Annotated in this window: 11 protein-coding genes; 4 read left to right on the top strand and 7 right to left on the bottom strand. The window is 51.0% G+C overall.

Going from position 1 to position 16,814, the window contains the following annotated elements:
• Positions 1 to 17: 17 nt before the first annotated feature.
• Positions 18 to 899 (bottom strand): formate transporter FocA, encoded by an 882-nt coding sequence (focA, locus tag HCX89_RS00655; protein ID WP_025889524.1) that lies wholly within the window; start codon positions 897 to 899, stop codon positions 18 to 20.
• 947 nt (positions 900 to 1,846) lie between these two features.
• Here focA and HCX89_RS00650 point away from each other — a divergent pair.
• Both HCX89_RS00650 and panF read left to right on the top strand, forming a co-directional pair.
• Positions 1,847 to 2,059 carry a DUF997 family protein gene (locus tag HCX89_RS00650; RefSeq protein WP_096141210.1) on the top strand — a complete coding sequence of 71 codons (213 nt, stop codon included), beginning with the start codon at positions 1,847 to 1,849 and terminating at the stop codon, positions 2,057 to 2,059.
• Positions 2,056 to 3,504 (top strand): sodium/pantothenate symporter, encoded by a 1,449-nt coding sequence (gene panF, locus HCX89_RS00645; protein WP_167714716.1) that lies wholly within the window; start codon positions 2,056 to 2,058, stop codon positions 3,502 to 3,504. Before HCX89_RS00650 ends, panF begins: the two co-directional genes overlap by 4 nt.
• A gap of 90 nt (positions 3,505 to 3,594) precedes the next feature.
• Here panF and HCX89_RS00640 read toward each other — a convergent pair whose 3' ends face one another.
• The 5 genes from HCX89_RS00640 to cysK all read right to left on the bottom strand — a co-directional run bounded on the left by HCX89_RS00640 (position 3,595) and on the right by cysK (position 13,234).
• A complete protein-coding gene (locus HCX89_RS00640) occupies positions 3,595 to 6,240 on the bottom strand; it encodes a TonB-dependent siderophore receptor (RefSeq protein ID WP_028779373.1) in 2,646 nt (881 codons plus the stop codon).
• Positions 6,241 to 6,541: 301 nt separating this feature from the next.
• Positions 6,542 to 9,439 carry a TonB-dependent receptor gene (locus tag HCX89_RS00635; protein ID WP_167714714.1) on the bottom strand — a complete coding sequence of 966 codons (2,898 nt, stop codon included), beginning with the start codon at positions 9,437 to 9,439 and terminating at the stop codon, positions 6,542 to 6,544.
• A gap of 424 nt (positions 9,440 to 9,863) precedes the next feature.
• Positions 9,864 to 10,871 carry a TDT family transporter gene (locus HCX89_RS00630; RefSeq protein WP_028779371.1) on the bottom strand — a complete coding sequence of 336 codons (1,008 nt, stop codon included), beginning with the start codon at positions 10,869 to 10,871 and terminating at the stop codon, positions 9,864 to 9,866.
• A gap of 91 nt (positions 10,872 to 10,962) precedes the next feature.
• Positions 10,963 to 12,033, bottom strand: coding sequence for a methyltransferase (locus HCX89_RS00625; protein ID WP_144132031.1), 1,071 nt, complete (start codon positions 12,031 to 12,033; stop codon positions 10,963 to 10,965).
• A gap of 232 nt (positions 12,034 to 12,265) precedes the next feature.
• Positions 12,266 to 13,234, bottom strand: a complete 969-nt coding sequence (cysK, locus tag HCX89_RS00620; protein WP_025011786.1) for a cysteine synthase A — start codon at positions 13,232 to 13,234, stop codon at positions 12,266 to 12,268.
• A 212-nt stretch (positions 13,235 to 13,446) separates the two neighbouring features.
• Between cysK and HCX89_RS00615 the strand changes: the two genes are divergently transcribed.
• Both HCX89_RS00615 and HCX89_RS00610 read left to right on the top strand, forming a co-directional pair.
• Entirely contained in the window at positions 13,447 to 14,595 is a 1,149-nt protein-coding gene (locus HCX89_RS00615) for an RDD family protein (RefSeq protein ID WP_254428335.1), read from the top strand.
• A gap of 11 nt (positions 14,596 to 14,606) precedes the next feature.
• Positions 14,607 to 15,731 (top strand): beta-ketoacyl-ACP synthase III, encoded by a 1,125-nt coding sequence (locus HCX89_RS00610; RefSeq protein ID WP_167714712.1) that lies wholly within the window; start codon positions 14,607 to 14,609, stop codon positions 15,729 to 15,731.
• Between the two features lie 73 nt (positions 15,732 to 15,804).
• Here HCX89_RS00610 and cysZ read toward each other — a convergent pair whose 3' ends face one another.
• A complete protein-coding gene (gene cysZ, locus HCX89_RS00605; RefSeq protein WP_025011788.1) occupies positions 15,805 to 16,575 on the bottom strand; it encodes a sulfate transporter CysZ in 771 nt (256 codons plus the stop codon).
• Positions 16,576 to 16,814: the final 239 nt, after the last annotated feature.

Genomic DNA, 16,814 nt, shown 5'->3' with positions numbered 1-16,814 from the left:
TTCTAGTTGAGATAAAGTTACTTGCTGGCCTCGCTGCCTTGCTTGGCCAGCAAGGGACGGCGATACACAAACCAGTAAGTCAACCCTACAAATAAAGCTCCCCCCACGATATTACCCAGAGTGACGGGAACCAGATTATGGAACACGAATTGGCTCCATGTGAGATCGGCAAACTGCTCGGGGCTGACCCCGGCGCTTGTCCAGAATTCAGTGCCGGCCATATTTTTGCTGATAATGGCCATGGGAATAAGGAACATGTTGGCAATGCAATGCTCAAAGCCTGCGGCGACAAACATGGCGACCGGCAACACCACGGCCAGCAGCTTGTCAGTGACCGAGCGACCGGCATAGGCCATCCATACCGCCAGACACACCATGATGTTACACATGATCCCGAGGGCGATGGCCTGGAAAAAGTCATGGTGCAGTTTGGCTTGAGCTGTCTTCATGTAACCAAGGCCTATCAAACCGTGGCCGGCATCATAGTGTTTGGCGGTGATCATCAGGCCTACCAGTAGCATGGCGCCGATAAAGTTGCCCAGATAGACCAGCCCCCAGTTGCGCAGTAAGGCCTTGGTGGTGACCCGTTTGCTGGCTCTGGCAGTAATGGTTAATACAGTAGAGGTGAAGAGTTCGCCGCCCAGAACCACCACCAACATCAGGCCCAGGCTGAAGCACAGGCCGCCGATGAGTTTGTTGAGACCGTAGGGAAGGGCGCTGCCACCGGCAGTGGCGACAACATAGAAGATAAACGCGAGGCCAATAAACACCCCCGCAGTCATGGCCAGCAACAGGGTCGACTGGGTATCGCGGCCGATTTTGACGACGGCCGCATCCTCGACCTTCTGCGCAGTATTGGCAGGGGTTGATGCATCAAATGGGCTAGGACTGTTGTTCATAGCTGCCTTCTTTCGCTCATTTGGTGGCTGGCCACCGGTTTAGGTTATGAAATTCATTTATCGCTTGTTCTGTGTGATGACCCTTGAGTCATCGAATTCGTTAACTATAAGCAAAATGTAATTAAATTACGTGATTCAGATCAATTTAATCGCCGCATAATCTGAATTATGAAATTAAACTACTTTTTGCCATTCCTTTTTTGCCTGAAAAACCGTCTTGAAACAATTCACCGCAATCTTAATTATCTTGCAGTGTTATCTACCGAATCCTGTGCTTTCTATTTGGTGTTTAACCCAAGCATAAGCTTGTAACACGTTATAAAAGTCCAATCTGTGCTGTTGCTCGCGATGAATGGCTGCAAACTGGAAATGTTTACATCTCCCATGTTGCCGCAATCTCCATCTTCTTTACTTACAGAGCCCAGGTTGAGGTTTTAGCTACCCCGAGAAAGTCTGTTCAAAGAATCGCTCGTTACGCATCCAACCTTAAAATTGGTCTTACCAATTTACCATAAAAATATTAACACAGAGCCGCGCTGTCGGCATCTGATATCGGCCTTTCCCCACAGGGAAAAGCTAAATTTTGCGAGCAGGTTAACAATTGTATGCCATAGCGCCGACACTGGGGGATCCGCCGACAGTCTATTTAAGTAAATCCTTATTCCTACAGCCTCACAAACTGGTGTCAAAGTTTGAGTCAGGTCTTGAATTTTGGGCCGTTGTGACCTGTTCGGGAGCAGGCTCAGGGCTGTGAGTCCTGTCATGGTTAATTCGGCATGCAGTCAAAAAGTTAACGGAATATCATCAGGTAACCGGGTGATAACTTTATCCCACAACCAAAGCGTAACTTGAGTCATGCCTTGGCACTCGGGGGAAGAGTTGATTAGAATCAACGCTTTCTTTTTGCTGTCACGCTCCAACCCCAGGAGCAATCCAAGGAGGCCGTTATGCCATCCATGGCACGTCTGGCCATCATACTTACCCTGATCTACGCCCTGTTGTGGGCTCTGGGGCCCCTGTTGACCGATATGGGTGTCTGGGACTCAAAACCTGACTATTACGGCCTGCCATTGTGGTTTTGGCTGTCCTGTATCCTGACCCAGCTGTTTTTCATTATGGGACTCTTCTACCTGTTTGGCCGGGGAGGGCATAAAGAGTGACCACTCTTATCCCGGTATTAGTTTATCTGTTGCTCAGCCTGGTGTTGACCCGCTTTATTGCCGCCAGACAAGACAAGGCCAGCCTCTATCAGGATAAGGCGGCGCGCTTTTTTATCGGTGGCCGTTTTCTCAATGGCCCCATGTTGGCCTTGACGCTGGTGGCCACCTATACCAGCGCCAGCTCTTTTATCGGTGGTCCGGGCGCCGCCTACAAGATAGGTTTGGGCTGGGTATGGCTTGCCTTGATCCAGGTGCCGGTTGCCATGCTGACCCTGGGAGTGCTGGGGCCGAAGATCCTCGCGGCCAAGGCGCCTTACGCCACCTTGATTGAGTGGTTGGACGCTCGCTTCGAACATAAAGGAGTCAGCATGTTGGCGCTGGGTTCCTTGGTGCTTGGATTTATCGCCATGATAACGGTGCAGTTTATCGGCGGCGCCAGGTTGTTTGCCGGGGTCAGCGGTATCGACTACAGCCTGGGGCTGGCACTGTTTGTGGTGACAGTGTTGGCTTACACCCTGAGCGGTGGTTTTAGGGCGGTGACCATCACAGATGCCTTTCAGGGAATAGTAATGCTACTGGGGCTCTTGCTGCTGTTTTTCACCCTGCTTGGCCATGGTGGGATGACAGAGTTGATGTCCAAGGTGGCCAGCGAAGATCCTGCCTTGTTGCAGCCCCACGGCAATGAAGGGCAACTGGGCTGGCCCATGATGCTGTCGTTTTGGGTGCTTATCTGTTTCGGTACGCTTGGGTTGCCACATACTGTGGTGCGTTTATTGGCGGTTAAAGATACCCGGGCGCTCAAGAAAGGCATTATTTGGGGCACCCTTATCAGTGTTTTGATGACCTTGTTACCGCATCTTATCGGACTGATGGGGCGGGCACTTTATCCCGATTTGCAGGTACCGGATGAAATCATGCCTACCTTGATCTCCGGACTGTTTTCGCCACTTTTGGCCGGGGTGTTGCTGGCGGCGCCCATCGCCGCTGTGATGTCGTCGGTGGACTCCATGTTGCTGCAGGCGGCGGTCAGTCTGGTGCGGGATGCCTGGGTTAAGGTGAGGCCACAAATCTCGGCGCAAAGCCAGCTGCGTTTGAGCCGCATCGCTATGTTGATGATTGCTGCGCTCGCCTGTTACTGGGCGCTAGAGCCGCCGGCCATGATAGTCTGGCTCAATCTGGCGGCTTTCGGCGCGCTGCAGGCGGTGTTTCTCTGGCCGATATTGGCGGCGGTATTCTGGCCTTCATTGACTGGCAACTCGGTGTTTGCCGCGATGATTTCCGGATTGCTGAGTTATGGAATGCTGCAATGGCTGGCCTTGCCTTTGCCGCTTCATATTCACCCTGTGGTACCGGCCTTGCTGGTTTCCCTCTTGGCCATGTTGGGCTGTCAGGCATGGTTGCCGGTAAGGGAAGTTCTGGTTACCACACAGGACAAAGCGGAATGAAGCTCAATGCTTGATTGTTGAGGATAGAATTAAACAAAAAAGCGCAGTCATTGACTGCGCTTTTGGCTATTAAAGCGTTTAAAGCGTTTATCAGAAGCGGATCTGATAACCCGCGTAGACTACGCGACCGATAATGTTGTGGGTATCGGCGTCATAACCTGGGTAGGACAGCTCATAGTTCACCGCAGGCATGGCATCGAACAGGTTACGGGCACCGACTGTGACTTTACCGAACTTGTCAAAGTCATAGTTCATGGCCAGATCCCAAGTGGTGAAGGAACCGAAGTCCTGCTTGTCGATGTTGGCAGCTTGCTGCTGTGGCGTTTCACCGGCATAGGAGTCTATGTACTTGGCGATCAGCGAGGCGCTGAAGGCATCGTACTCATAGCTGAAGGTGGAGTTGAAACGCAGCTCAGGATATCCCTTGGTACCCAGCACGTCGTAACGTGGGTCGACCGGGCTGGCCTGCTCTGTGTATTCCAGTGCATAGGTGCCTTCCAGTGCGAACTTCAGGTTGCCGTAGTTACCCAGCTCGAAGCGCGAGCTGAAAGAGACGTCCAGACCCGAGGTTTGTACCCCGTCCATGTTGATGTAGCCGGCGCCAATCTCTTCAATCTTGCCGTCGGTATCACGCTTCACATAGACATATTTAGGATCGTACGCACCGAGGCCGGTCGTGGCTTCCAGATCCAGAATAGTCTGGGCACCGACGTAGCTGACCTGGTTGCTGATCTCTATGTTGTAGTAGTCCACAACCAGAGAGATATCATCAGTGATGTTCCACACTGCACCGAAGGCATACTGATCAGACTCTTCAGGTTTCAGCTCCGGATTACCTGAACTCTTGCGCAGATACTGAGTTGATTCACACACATCAGCGCCTTCGCGTTGGTCAGCCGGCAGCATCTGACAGCCTTTGGTGTCGATCACTCTGTCATAACTGGTAGCGGCTTCGCCCAGCAGATCATCCAGTGACGGAGCACGGAAACCCTGGCCGTAAGAGGCGCGCAGTACCAGGTTATCCAACAACTGGTAACGCAGGTTGATAGAGCTGGACAGCTGGCCTTCGTCCGGCAGGCTGTATTGGTCATAACGGCTGGCCAGTTTGATGTTCAGATCGTCAGTGACCGGCAGTTCCAGCTCAACAAAGGCAGCCTTGTAGTTACGCTCACCGGCGGAGTCACCACCGTAAGTACCCAGTACTTTGCCGGCAGCTTGCTGCGCGTCGCGGCGATCGCTGAATTCCATCTTCTGGTACTCGGCACCCACGGCATAACCTATGTCACCGCCTGGCAGTGCGATAGGCGCCAGCGCAGCCCAGGAAATGGCAGTCGCTGTGGTCTTGGAGTCAGCTTGACGGGTGGCGGTGTGCAGGAAGCTGTCCAGGGTTGCCTGAGTCGCATTGCCGCCCAGAACAAATGGATTGTACAGGCCGGCATCTACGGCTTGTTGCAGGTTGTCTTCAAACACATAGGAGTCAGTGCTTATGTCTACCTGCTGATCTGAGTACTGTACATACCAGTTCAGTGAACCGGCATCCAGCTCCAGGTTCAGACCGGTAACCACGTCAATCACATCGGACTTGAACGTCGTGCTGCGATCGGCCACACCGGTAAGGCGGTGGTAAGCCTGTACTTCGCTGGCGTTGGCCGTGCCATAAGTTGGGTTCAGTGGGTTGTCGGCAGCTATGTACAGGTTAGGGGTCCACAGCGCGGTAGAGGAAGTCGTGGACTTGTCACGCATCACAATCGCCTGACCGAACCATTCCAGGTTGTCGGTAATTCTGTAAGTCAGGTTGCTGAACAAAGAGTCTTTGGTCTGATCCGGCAGGTAATCGGTGCCTTCATACATGCTATAGCCACAACGTGGACCATCTTTGCTCTGAACGATTTGATCGGCCGGACAGTCTTTACCCGGTACATAGTTACCTGTGTAGGTTGGCGTTTCAAAGGTTCCGTCTTCTTTTTTGCCTGGGCGGGCAGCCACTGGGCGCCAGGTACCTTCCGGTGCATACAGAGAGCTGCGGCCATAGGCCTCATCCCAGTTGGCGGTCAAATGATCACGCTGACCACCCTTGAGAGGATCAAACTTCTTGTGCTCTATGATTACCAGGCTGGTGCTCTTATCGCCTGTGTTACCGAAGGTCATCGACGCCGACATTTCATCACGGCCACCCTGAGTCGGGTTAGCGTATTTCAGATCGAATCCAAGACCGTCATAGTTCTTCTTCAGAATGATGTTGATTACACCACCAATGGCATCGGAACCATAGATGGCAGAAGCGCCGTCACGAAGGATCTCAATGCGCTCGATGGCGTCCATAGGGATCAGGTTAAGGTTGGTTGCATCGGCACCAAAAGTGGCTGATGGTGCGATACGGCGGCCATTGATCAGGGTCAGGGTGCGGTTTGAACCCAGACCACGCATGCCCGAGCTGGCATGGTTACTGGCAGAACTGCCGGCGTCGCTGATGAAGCTGCCCGCAGTGTTGTATGGCATTTGTGCCAGTACCGCAGAAACATCTGTCAGGCCGGTTTTGGCTATGTCTTCAGAACTCATCACAGTTACCGGCAGTGCCGATTCCATGTCGGTACGCTTGATACGTGAACCGGTAACTTCGATGCGCTCCAGTTGTTCGTTTTCGTTGGCTTGAACTGCAGGTAGGCTAAGAGTGGCCGCTGCTGCGCCGCCAAAGAGGGCGAAGCGCACAGCTTTGCTGACACTGAGATTCATCATTTATATCCTTTTATGATATTTATTTTGTCTTTTTGTATTTATTCGAGCCGGTATAGAACAATTCGGCGACAAAATGTAACCATTAAGATACAAATAATACAAGTGGTTAAATGCTTGTTACCCGATTATTTATTGTAATAAAGATGTAATCAGATGTTTTGAAACTATTGAAAAACATCAACAACCACATTTAAAAACATGATGAAAACATTTTATTAACATTTGCGAGGTTGGTTGAATAAATAATAAGCGGCGCAAAATGCGCCGCTTATTTACCGAATAATATTCAGTTTAAATGAGCTTAGAAGGAATAGCTCAGACTGGTGTAGTAGAAGCGACCGACGTTATCGTACGCTGCAGAACCTGCTGTGGTACCGGTCGTACCATAAGGCAAGTCTTTATCGAACAGGTTATCGATACCGAACTTAAGCGTTATACCGGAATCAAACTGATAACCCACGGCGACATCACTGATGAAGTAATCGTCGTACTGCATGTTTGAACTTGGGTTTGCGTTGCGGGCCAGTTCCTTATCTGTGTACAAGCTGACGTCATTGACGAAACGGGTACGCCAGTAGCTGAGCCAGTTTTCATACTTGTAGTTCAGGGTCAGGTTGGCCTGCCAATCTGCATATCCCAAAGTGCCGGCCAATTCTTCGTAATCGCTGGGATTATCCTGGAAGGAGAAGTTCCGGCGCTTAAGCAGGTGAGTCGCAATCAGGTTGGCACTGAAATCACCACCCAGAATGTCAGTCTTATAAGCCAGATCCAGGTCAACACCAGAGGCCTCCAAGGCTGCAACGTTCAGAGAGTGACTCTGAATCAACGTTATCTGGTGTGAAGATGGGTCACGGGTGATCAGCGCACAATACTGGTTATCTATACCACTGGTCGAATCCAGGCAGCGATCTATGATGTCCTGAGCCGCAATAGAACTGATGGCATCATCAATCTTGATATTCCAGTAATCGAGTGTCATAGATAGACCTTCGATAAACTCAGGTTGATAGATAAGCCCTACAGTGTAGCTGGTGGACTCTTCAGGTTTCAGTTCCCGGTTACCACTGCTCTTGCCTTCTATGCTTTTGGCATCGTACTGATCATTGAAATCAGTAGGTACACCCAGCGCGGCACAGTTCTTGCGGCGAGTGGAAGAATCGGCCAGGTTATTGAGGTTATCAATACGGCATGAATCATCAACCCGGAAGAAAGTCTGACTTGGGGCACCAAACAGCTCGCTGATATTAGGGGCTCGAATGGCTTCAGCATAGGTACTGCGCATTCTCAACTCGTCGTTGATTTCCCAGCTCAGACCGGCTTTCCAGGTGGTCGCATTGCCAATGGTGCTGTAATCGGCGAACCTTACGGCCAGATCCATATCCAACTGACGGATCAGCGGCAAGTCGGCCAGCAGAGGTATTGATACCTCGGCAAACACTTCCTTGACATCGAAATCACCTTTGTCTTCACCCAAGGCGTTGAAGAATGTGCCTGCAGCATTCTCAGGCTCTTTGATCTCACTCTCTTCTTTGCGGTACTCAACACCGGTAGACAGGCCTACATAACCGGCTGGCAGTTCGAATAGCCCGGAATTGGTGATAGTGCCACCCAAAACGGTTTGCTTGATCACTGCGGTACCAACAGAAGTGGTATTGATGTAGTCAATGGCTTCCTGGCTTGGGTTACCTGCACCAAAAATGTTGACCGGCACACAACCTTCAGCACGGGCGGTTTCGCTGCGACAGACTATGTTACCGTCGAGCATGACAGCATCGAGGGCATTTTGGTAGTTGGCATAGATGAGGTTATTTTTGTTCACCCGTTCCAGATCTGTCTGGCCATAGATGGCGTACAGGTCATAATCCCAGTCATCAGCCAAGACGCCTTCTAGACCCAGTACGTAGCGCTGGGTTTCACGGGTGTCGTCCTCGACACGTTGGCCCAGGTCGGCCATGAAACGGTTGATGACGATTGAATCCAGTGGCTGAGGGTTATCGTCCGCATCCTTGTTACTCTTCATCAGAGCAACAAGGTTGGGATCCAGATAAGGGTTATCAACCTTAATTGTGTTTACCTTGTTGCCAAAGAAGAAGGCAGGCTGACCATAATCACTGGCCTGACTGTTGACATATTTGGCCTCAAAGTAGAGGTTCATATCGTCATTCAGCTGATAATTGCTCTTCAGGTTGAGGTTATAACGCTTGAATTCTGGTTGCAGATCTTCAAACTGTCTCAAGTTGGTGAAGTCACAGTCGACACAATAGTTCCCATCAACTTTAGGGCCGATGTAGACATCACGGATAGTCCCGTCTGGATTGAAGGTCTTCCAACCATCCAGGAAGAAGGTACCGGCGTTGCTGATCTTATAATGTCCGCCGTTTGGCAGGAAATACTTGTCTGGATCAGACGGATCATTGGAATCGATATAGTTACCGTCGGCATCCTTGGGTCTGTTGGTATTTTTCAGACTGGTAAATGAGGTTTTGGTTTGATCACGATCGAACGCTCTGAGTCTATCCTGAGCGCTGTATTCTGCGGCGAAGGCGATATTACCGCGACCATCATTGATATCTGTACCGTAAGAAAGCGAAACTCTGTCTTTACCAAAACCACTGTCATCGGCTCGACCTTTGATAGCGGAAATATCCAAGCCGACAATGTCTTTTTTCAGAATGAAGTTAACTACGCCTGTTACTGCATCTGCACCATAAATAGCAGATGCACCACCCGTAATGACTTCCACTTTTTCGACCCAGGCACTTGGAATCGTGTTTACGTCAACCGAAGAGCTTCCCGCTGAGCTGGCAACATGGCGTTTACCGTTAACCAGCACCAAGGTTCTGTCGGTACCCATGGTACGCAGATCCAACAGGTTGGCTCCGGCAGTACCAATGTAACGTCCAGAGTTGGCGAGAGAATAGGTGTTACCTAGAGCAGGCAACTGGTTGAGGGCTTCACCTATGTTGGTAACACCGGTAGACAGAAGTTCTTCACCCGAAATTACTGTCACCGGGGTAGGGGCCACGGCACCTTCACGTACGATACGTGAGCCAGTGATAGAGATACGCTCAACGGCAGAATTAGCCGTTTGCTGATCTTGTTCTGCCGACGACAATGCTGGTGCGGAATAAGCTGCAGTTGCAACACCACCAATTAACGCAAAGCGCACTGCTTTGGCTAATTTAGAATTAGCTTGCATTATTTTCTCCCTGATACTTATGTGTGTTTTTATTTTTTTCATCCGAATTAATTAAAAAATGTTTCCGGATGTATCAGGAATATAACCTTAGTGAAATAAAAAGTGCAACAAGGATAATACAGATGTAATTAAATTATACTGAAACCAAATGTACTCATCTTGTTATCATAAATATAACGTACAGCGTTTATTTGTTCTGACTCTCTATCTTGCTGACTAATTAGTCATATTAATTAGTAAATTATTCTCTACTGTAAATTTATGTGGAGTTAAATGTTTTATTAATGTTTAAACTTGTTCGTAGTGAAGAGTTGAATTTGTTTTGTCTAGGAGCTTGAGTAGATTTCAATGGACCATTGAAGATCCAATAAATCGCAAAAGCGTGATTTGCGTCACGCTTTGCGGGTTTCTGTGTATGGGAATTTCAGTTTCCCAGAGACCAGGGGCGGTAGTGTCTGAGGTAACTGATAGCGACGAAGCCGACAATAGCACTGGCTATCACAAGCTCAATATTTCCAAGTAACGCCAGTGGCCGGTGCAGCGATTGCAGCATGGGTTGGCTGTTGCACCAGGCGGCTGTTTTCAGTAGGGCAGTGGCTCCTATCACCATGGGGAAGGTGTAGGCAGCAAACCCAGGGCTGAAAGGGAGGCGCAGCAAGTGCAGGAAGGCCAGATAGATGACCAGGGTCATCAGCAGGGCCAGACTCAGCAGCAGGGCGACCAACCAAAGCTCAGGCTCCGGGGTCAGGGTCAGATAGCCGGCCAGAGACAGGCTGGCCGGTGCTGCCAGAATCGCTATGGTCGGCTTGGCTGCATCCGCGACCGGATTACAGAAGATCAAGCGATAGAGCATCACAGGCAGCATCACCAAGTAACTCACCAGGCCGAACATCAGAATGATGTGAGCGATTTGGGCGCCTACCTCGCCGGCTTCGGCGCCGGGAAAGGTCACGGCGGCCACCACCATGCCGATAGGGGGCACAAACCAACTGGGCACCATATGCTCCAGGTTGAAGTCCATTGCTCTATGCAGCACAAAGGCCGCCAGTAAACAGCAGTGAATGGCGATAGCCGTCAACCAGATCAGGAAGCCACACAAAGGAAGATGGATCCCTACGGCTTTGGAGATCACCATCAGTGCCATGGCAAAGGTGGGCAGCACACTGCCGACTACAGGGTGGCGCAGTTCTTCATTCAGTAATTCAGGATGCAGAATGAATTTGACTGTCAGCAGAGACAGTAATATGCCGGCAACCGCCGCGCCCAATGCCAGGCCGGGAAATTCTGCTGACACGTTTTCCCAGGCCCAACCCAGGCTGGCGATAGCCAGCGCCAACCCGGCCAGAGGGCTTGGCAGTCGCTTGAAAGCGGCTTTACTGAACTTGGACTCGCGAGTGCTGAGTTCTTCAGTGGTAGTGGCAACGAGTTTCATACTGTGACCTCTAGATTCCAATTTGATGGTCCTAGTCTAAAATCGGTCTTTGATTAATAAAATTGAAATTAAGTTATTCATTGATTCAAATCTATTTAAGCTTGCAGCGCAGCAGAGTATGCCCAAGCCCTATGTCATCGATATCTTCATCGACATAGAAACCTGCCTGTTGCAGTAGTTTCAGCAATACCTTGGAGTGATACATACGACTGTTGCCATTGGCCATGGCGGTGAAGTAGAGCGAGGTGGCATTGACACAGTAGGCGGAGGCGGCATTGGGCTGCCTGTCCCAGAAGGTTTCCAGAATGCAGAGCTCGGCTGTCGCCGGCATGGCTTTGGCACAAGCCTGCAGGATGGCCAGGATTTGTGCCTCGCTGAAACAGTCGAGGAATTGGCTCATCCAATAGAGATCGCCGTCGGTCACAAAGGGGCCGTCAGGGGCAAGCAGATCGCACGCCAGGCCGGATATCCGCCCGCTCAAACCTGCAGCTTTTGCTGCCTCGGCGGCCAGCTCAAGCTGGGGAGCAAGATCCATTATGGTTACCCGGCACTGTGTGTTGTAGCCGGCACATTTCAAGGCCCATTTGCCGGTATTGCCACCGATATCCACCAAATGAGCCGGCTCTTTGGCAAATATGCGCGGCATCAGGCTGTCAAAGGCATGATCTGAATAATAGTGATCGAAGGCGAACCAGCTGTGTTTGGCTTCTGTCGGTAACTGGCTCAGGGCTGGGTAAATAGTGGGCCAATCGCCGAATACTTTCAGTCCCTCGGGAGAGCCTTGCTCCAGCGCCTGTTGCAGATGAAACAGGCCTTGGTAACAGATGTCGTGGATAAAATTGAGGTTGGTGGCGGCCATATCGTCATGCAGCAGAAACCAGCCTGTCTTGTCGAGAATGTAATTGTCTCCCTTGTGCCAAACTAGCCCCATGGAGAGCGCCATATCGAGCAGAACGCCCAGAGCATATTCTGTCAGCCCGGTTTGTTCTTTAAGTATCTCAAGGTGTATGCCCTCATCGCCTGCGGCATCTATATGCTTGAGGATGTCGAACTGCAGCAGGCAGCGGGTTACCTGAAAACTGACCGGAGCGAAGGCGATTTTTTGTGCTTCAAATTTGGCTTCGAAGGCACTGAGTTTGGCGGGTTCACTGAAAAAGGGCATTGTCTAGGGAGCCGTGGGAAAGGTTCAAAAAAGCCTTTATGGCCCAAAGCCCAAGTCAAGTACAGGCCAGTTGCATAAAACTTTGATCAAGAGGGCAAATATGTGGTTACTGCTGCTTTGAATTGTGGCATCAAAAGGGGGTCTTCAGTTCGCTGCGTTTGGGCTGATAGCGTTAGAGGTATAAAAAAACCCCGTCATTAGACAGGGCTTTCAAGTTGCGGTTTATGCTTACTTACTGCACGTTTTCCTGATCGCCGAATTGGCCGACAAACAGGGCCGAGGACAGATAACGCTCGGCGGCAGATGGCAGGATCACCACTATATTTTTGTCTGCAAATTCTGGCAGAGCGGCGATGCGGTTGGCGGCAACGACGGCGGCACCGGAGGAGATCCCCACCAAAATGCCTTCCTCTTTCATCAGCCTGTGAGCCATCTCTATCGCTTCGTCATTGGTGACCAGCTCTACCTTGTCAATCAGCTCCAGATCTAGGTTACCCGGAATAAAGCCGGCGCCTATTCCCTGGATCTTGTGCGGACCCGGCTGCACAGGTTGGCCCGCCAGAGTCTGGCTGATCACTGGTGAGTCGGCTGGTTCAACGGCCACTGCAGTGATCGCCTTGCCTTGAGTGTTCTTGATATAACGGCTCACCCCTGTGATGGTGCCGCCGGTACCGACACCGGCAACAAATACATCGATTTGACCATCGGTATCGTTCCAGATCTCAGGACCTGTGGTTTTTTCGTGGATCTCAGGGTTGGCCGGGTTGTCAAACTGCTGCAGCAGCAGATATTTATCCGGCGCCGATTGGCGGATTTCCTCGGCCTTTTCGATAGCTCCTTTCATGCCCTTGGCACCATCAGTCAGGACCAGGTTGGCGCCCAGTGCCTTGAGCAGCTTGCGGCGCTCGAGACTCATGGTGTTGGGCATGGTCAGAGTCAACTTGTAACCTCGGGCGGCAGCAACATAGGCCAGCGCAATACCCGTATTTCCCGAGGTGGGCTCAATCAGCTCTTTGTCTTTGGTCAACAGGCCTTTTTTCTCGGCGTCCCAAATCATATTGGCACCAATACGGCATTTGACACTGAAGCTTGGGTTACGGGCTTCTACCTTGGCCAGCACCTTGCCGTTACTGACGCGGTTAAGACGAACCAGTGGAGTGTTACCAATGGTGTAGGAATTGTCTTCGAAAATTTTACTCATGGCTTGCTGGCCTCCTTTGATTGCATCCCTAAAGCATAATCTCCATGAGATCAAAGAGAAGTGAATCTTTGTTCTTCTTTATTCTTTTTAGTTATTACATGAATCTCTGTTATTCGTAACTTCGGAGTAAGCCAGTTTAGCTTTATGTTAATCTCAACGCCAATTCGACGTTAACCAAAAATCAACATTCTATTCCAAATAGGAGAGCAGGCTTGGATCACAACTTCAATGCCGAGGAGGCAAACCCGAATCGAACCGGGGAACAGAGCGGCTTTAAGCTGTATCCGGGCAAAGATCCCCGCAGCATAGTGACACCGGCCGCATTCAGTGTGGCGCCGGAGCTACTCTACACCCCCTTGGCAAAGCCTTGGAAACGGGCACTGGCTATCACGATAGACGGTTTGTTGATAGCAGTACTGGCCGAACAGGCGGGCCCGCTGTTTGTGCTTTTGGTGTGCCTGCTGGCTTATTATATACACAATCACGCCAACAGGATCTCCACTTGGGCCAAGGGGCTTTTGTACCTGTTTATGGCGGTGGTTTTGCTTTGGTCTGCGGTGCCGCAGATGATAAAAGTCAACGGCCTGCAAGAGCGTCGCGATAATGAAATTCAGGGGCAGACACTGCTGACCTTGACGCCGCAGCTGCTGCGTTTGAGTTTGTGTGAGGACAAGGCCTGTGCCCAACATGAAGCGGGTTTGCTGGTCAATGCCGCGGCTGAGGCAGGGCTGTCACGCACCCAGGTCGAGACCATGCTGCAAGGTGCATTGGATGACTTGCCGCTTGCTTCAGCCGATATTGCGGCGATAAATGTAGACTTGATGCCGCAGTTGGCTTCAATGAGGCCCGAGTCTGTAGCGGCACTCAATGCACAGACTAACGCACAAACCGATGCAAAAAACGATGCGAAAATCGACACACAAACCAAGCCGGCATCTGCCGAAGACGACTCAAGACAGGGAGCTGAAGAGGACGAGCAGGAGGAAGAAACACAATACAGTTTGCTCGCTTGGGCCAAGGGGATGCTCAATGACCTCGGGTTTGGATTTGGCTGGGCGGCATTCTATTTTACCTTGTTCACTGCCTGGTTCGATGGTCAGACTTTAGGCAAAAAAATCATGCGGGTGCGGGTGATTGCCCTCGGAGGTGGTAAGCTTTCCCTATGGGACGCCTTTGGCCGTTACGGGGGATACGGTGCAGGCTTTGCCACTGGACTGCTGGGTTTCTTGCAGATTTTTTGGGATGCCAACAGGCAAGCCATCCAGGATAAGATCTCAGCAACAGTTGTTATCGATCTGAGTAAGCCACGCATGAGTCCAACAGAGACTGTGCTGCAGGCGGATCCGGTCACAAAACAATAAGAAGGTAGTTTATGAAGGATGCGATTGTCATTTCCGGTACCGGGCTGTTTACCCCTCCGGAAGGAATAACCAATCAAGAACTGGTGGACAGCTTCAATCAGTATGTTGACCTGTTCAATACCGAAAACCGTGCCCAGATAGATCTTGGCCATGTGGCGGCGCTGAATTACTCATCGAGTGAGTTTATTGAGAAAGCGTCAGGCATCAAACACAGATTTGTGATGGTCAAAGAGGGGATCTTGGATCCTGAAGTCATGATGCCGCTGATCCCTGAACGTGCCAGCGACAGCCTGTCACTGCAGGCTGAAATGGGCTTGCATGCGGCCAAGCAAGCCCTTGATAATGCCGGCCTCAAGGCGGATGACATTGACTTGGTGATAGTCGCCTGTGCCTACACCCAGCGGGCCTATCCGGCGATGGCGATTGAAATTCAACAAGCCCTCGGCACTCGGGGTTATGGCTTTGACATGCAGGTTGCCTGTTCCTCGGCGACTTTTGCCCTGGTGACAGCGGCCAATGCCATTCGCAGTGGTAGCGCCGGGCGCGTGTTGGTCATCAATCCTGAGATATGTTCGGCTCAGGTCAATTATCGTGACCGCGACAGTCACTTCATTTTCGGTGATGTGGCCACAGCCTTGGTATTGGAGCCGGCAGCGACTTGCCGCGCCCAGCAAGTCTTTGAAATTCTGTCGAGCCGCTGCTTTACCCATTACTCGAACAATATCCGCAGCAACTTTGGTTTCCTTAACCGTTGTGATCCGGCTACTTCCTGCGAGGCAGATAAGCTGTTTCATCAACAGGGGCGCAAGGTCTTTAAAGAGCTGCTACCCATGATATACCAGCATTTGGATGCGCAGCTCGAAGAAGCAGGTATCACGCCGGAGCAGTTCAAGCGTCTGTGGCTGCATCAGGCCAATATCAATATGAACCAGTTTGTGGTGAAAAAGCTCCTGGGTGAAACACCCGAGCCTTTGAAGGCGCCCGTGGTGCTGGATCAATACGCCAACACGGCATCGGCCGGCTCGGTAATCGCTTTCCATAAATATCACCAGGACTTCAAACAGGGGGAGTTGGGCCTGTTGAGCTCCTTCGGTGCGGGTTACTCCATCGGCAGTTTAATTCTGCGTGCCTGTTAAGACAGAGCTTTCCTCAGCAATAAAAATGCCTGCAACTGCAGGCATTTTTGTGTCTCAATTGGCCTTACGGCGCTTAATCTGGTGCTATGGCCGGATTGCGATAGGCTTCGCGATACTTGTCGACCCACATGGAGGTGGCACCGCAAATGGCAACCGGCATCACGATAAAGTTGACAATAGGGATCATGGAAAACAGGGTGACGGCGGCGCCGAAGCTCATACTGCTGCCCTTGGTATTTTTCAGGGCAAACTTCATCTCTTTGAACGCCACCTTGTGGTTATCGAAAGGATAGTCACAGTATTGGATGCTCATCATCCAGGCACTGAAGATAAACCAGACCACAGGGAAAACGGTTTGGCCAATCACAGGAATAAAAAACAGCAGTAAGATCAGTATGGCTCGCGGCAGGTAATACACCAGCTTTTGCCATTCGCGGCCGAGGATCCGCGGCAGATCCTTGATTAAATCCAAGGTGCCGCCGGTATTGAGCGGCTTGCCGGTCAGTAGTTGCTCCACCTTTTCGGCCAACAGGCCGTTAAATGGCGCTGCCAGCCAGTTCATCACAGAGCTGAAGATAAACGACAGCAGCACCAACAGGGTGATAATCGCCAGTGGCCAGAGGATCACATTAAGCCAACTGAGATAGTCGGGCAGTTGGCCTTCGAGCCAGGCAAACACATTCCCCAGTTGGCCTATGGCAAAATAGATGACTCCGGCAAACAACAGCAGGTTGATCATCAGCGGAATAAACACAAAGCTGCGCAAGCCCGGACGTTTGATTAGGCTAAAGCCTTCGAGAAAATAGTTGACGCCGCTCTTGGCGGGTCTTGAAGATGCGGACATGTACCACTTACTCTCAATAAAAGAACACTTAGGGCCGATTTTGAGCAACCAAGGCCACGAAAACAAGGGAAAAACGCAGCCAAGGGAATAAAAAGCGTTACAAAATGCGGCCCGCTTTGCTAAAGTGACAGCGCTTATACAGCTTATTGGGCCAGGACGGCGGCGTTTCAATCAGGCTATTGAATTCCCTTCAGGATTGGCCCGCAAAACAAAAACAATCGGCACTGACATCCAACGGC

The sequence above is a fragment of the Shewanella sp. Iso12 genome (assembly GCF_012030025.1).
GTDB lineage: Bacteria > Pseudomonadota > Gammaproteobacteria > Enterobacterales > Shewanellaceae > Shewanella > Shewanella algae.
Note: the sequence above shows the minus strand (reverse complement) of the source record. Positions and strands in the feature narration are given on the sequence as shown.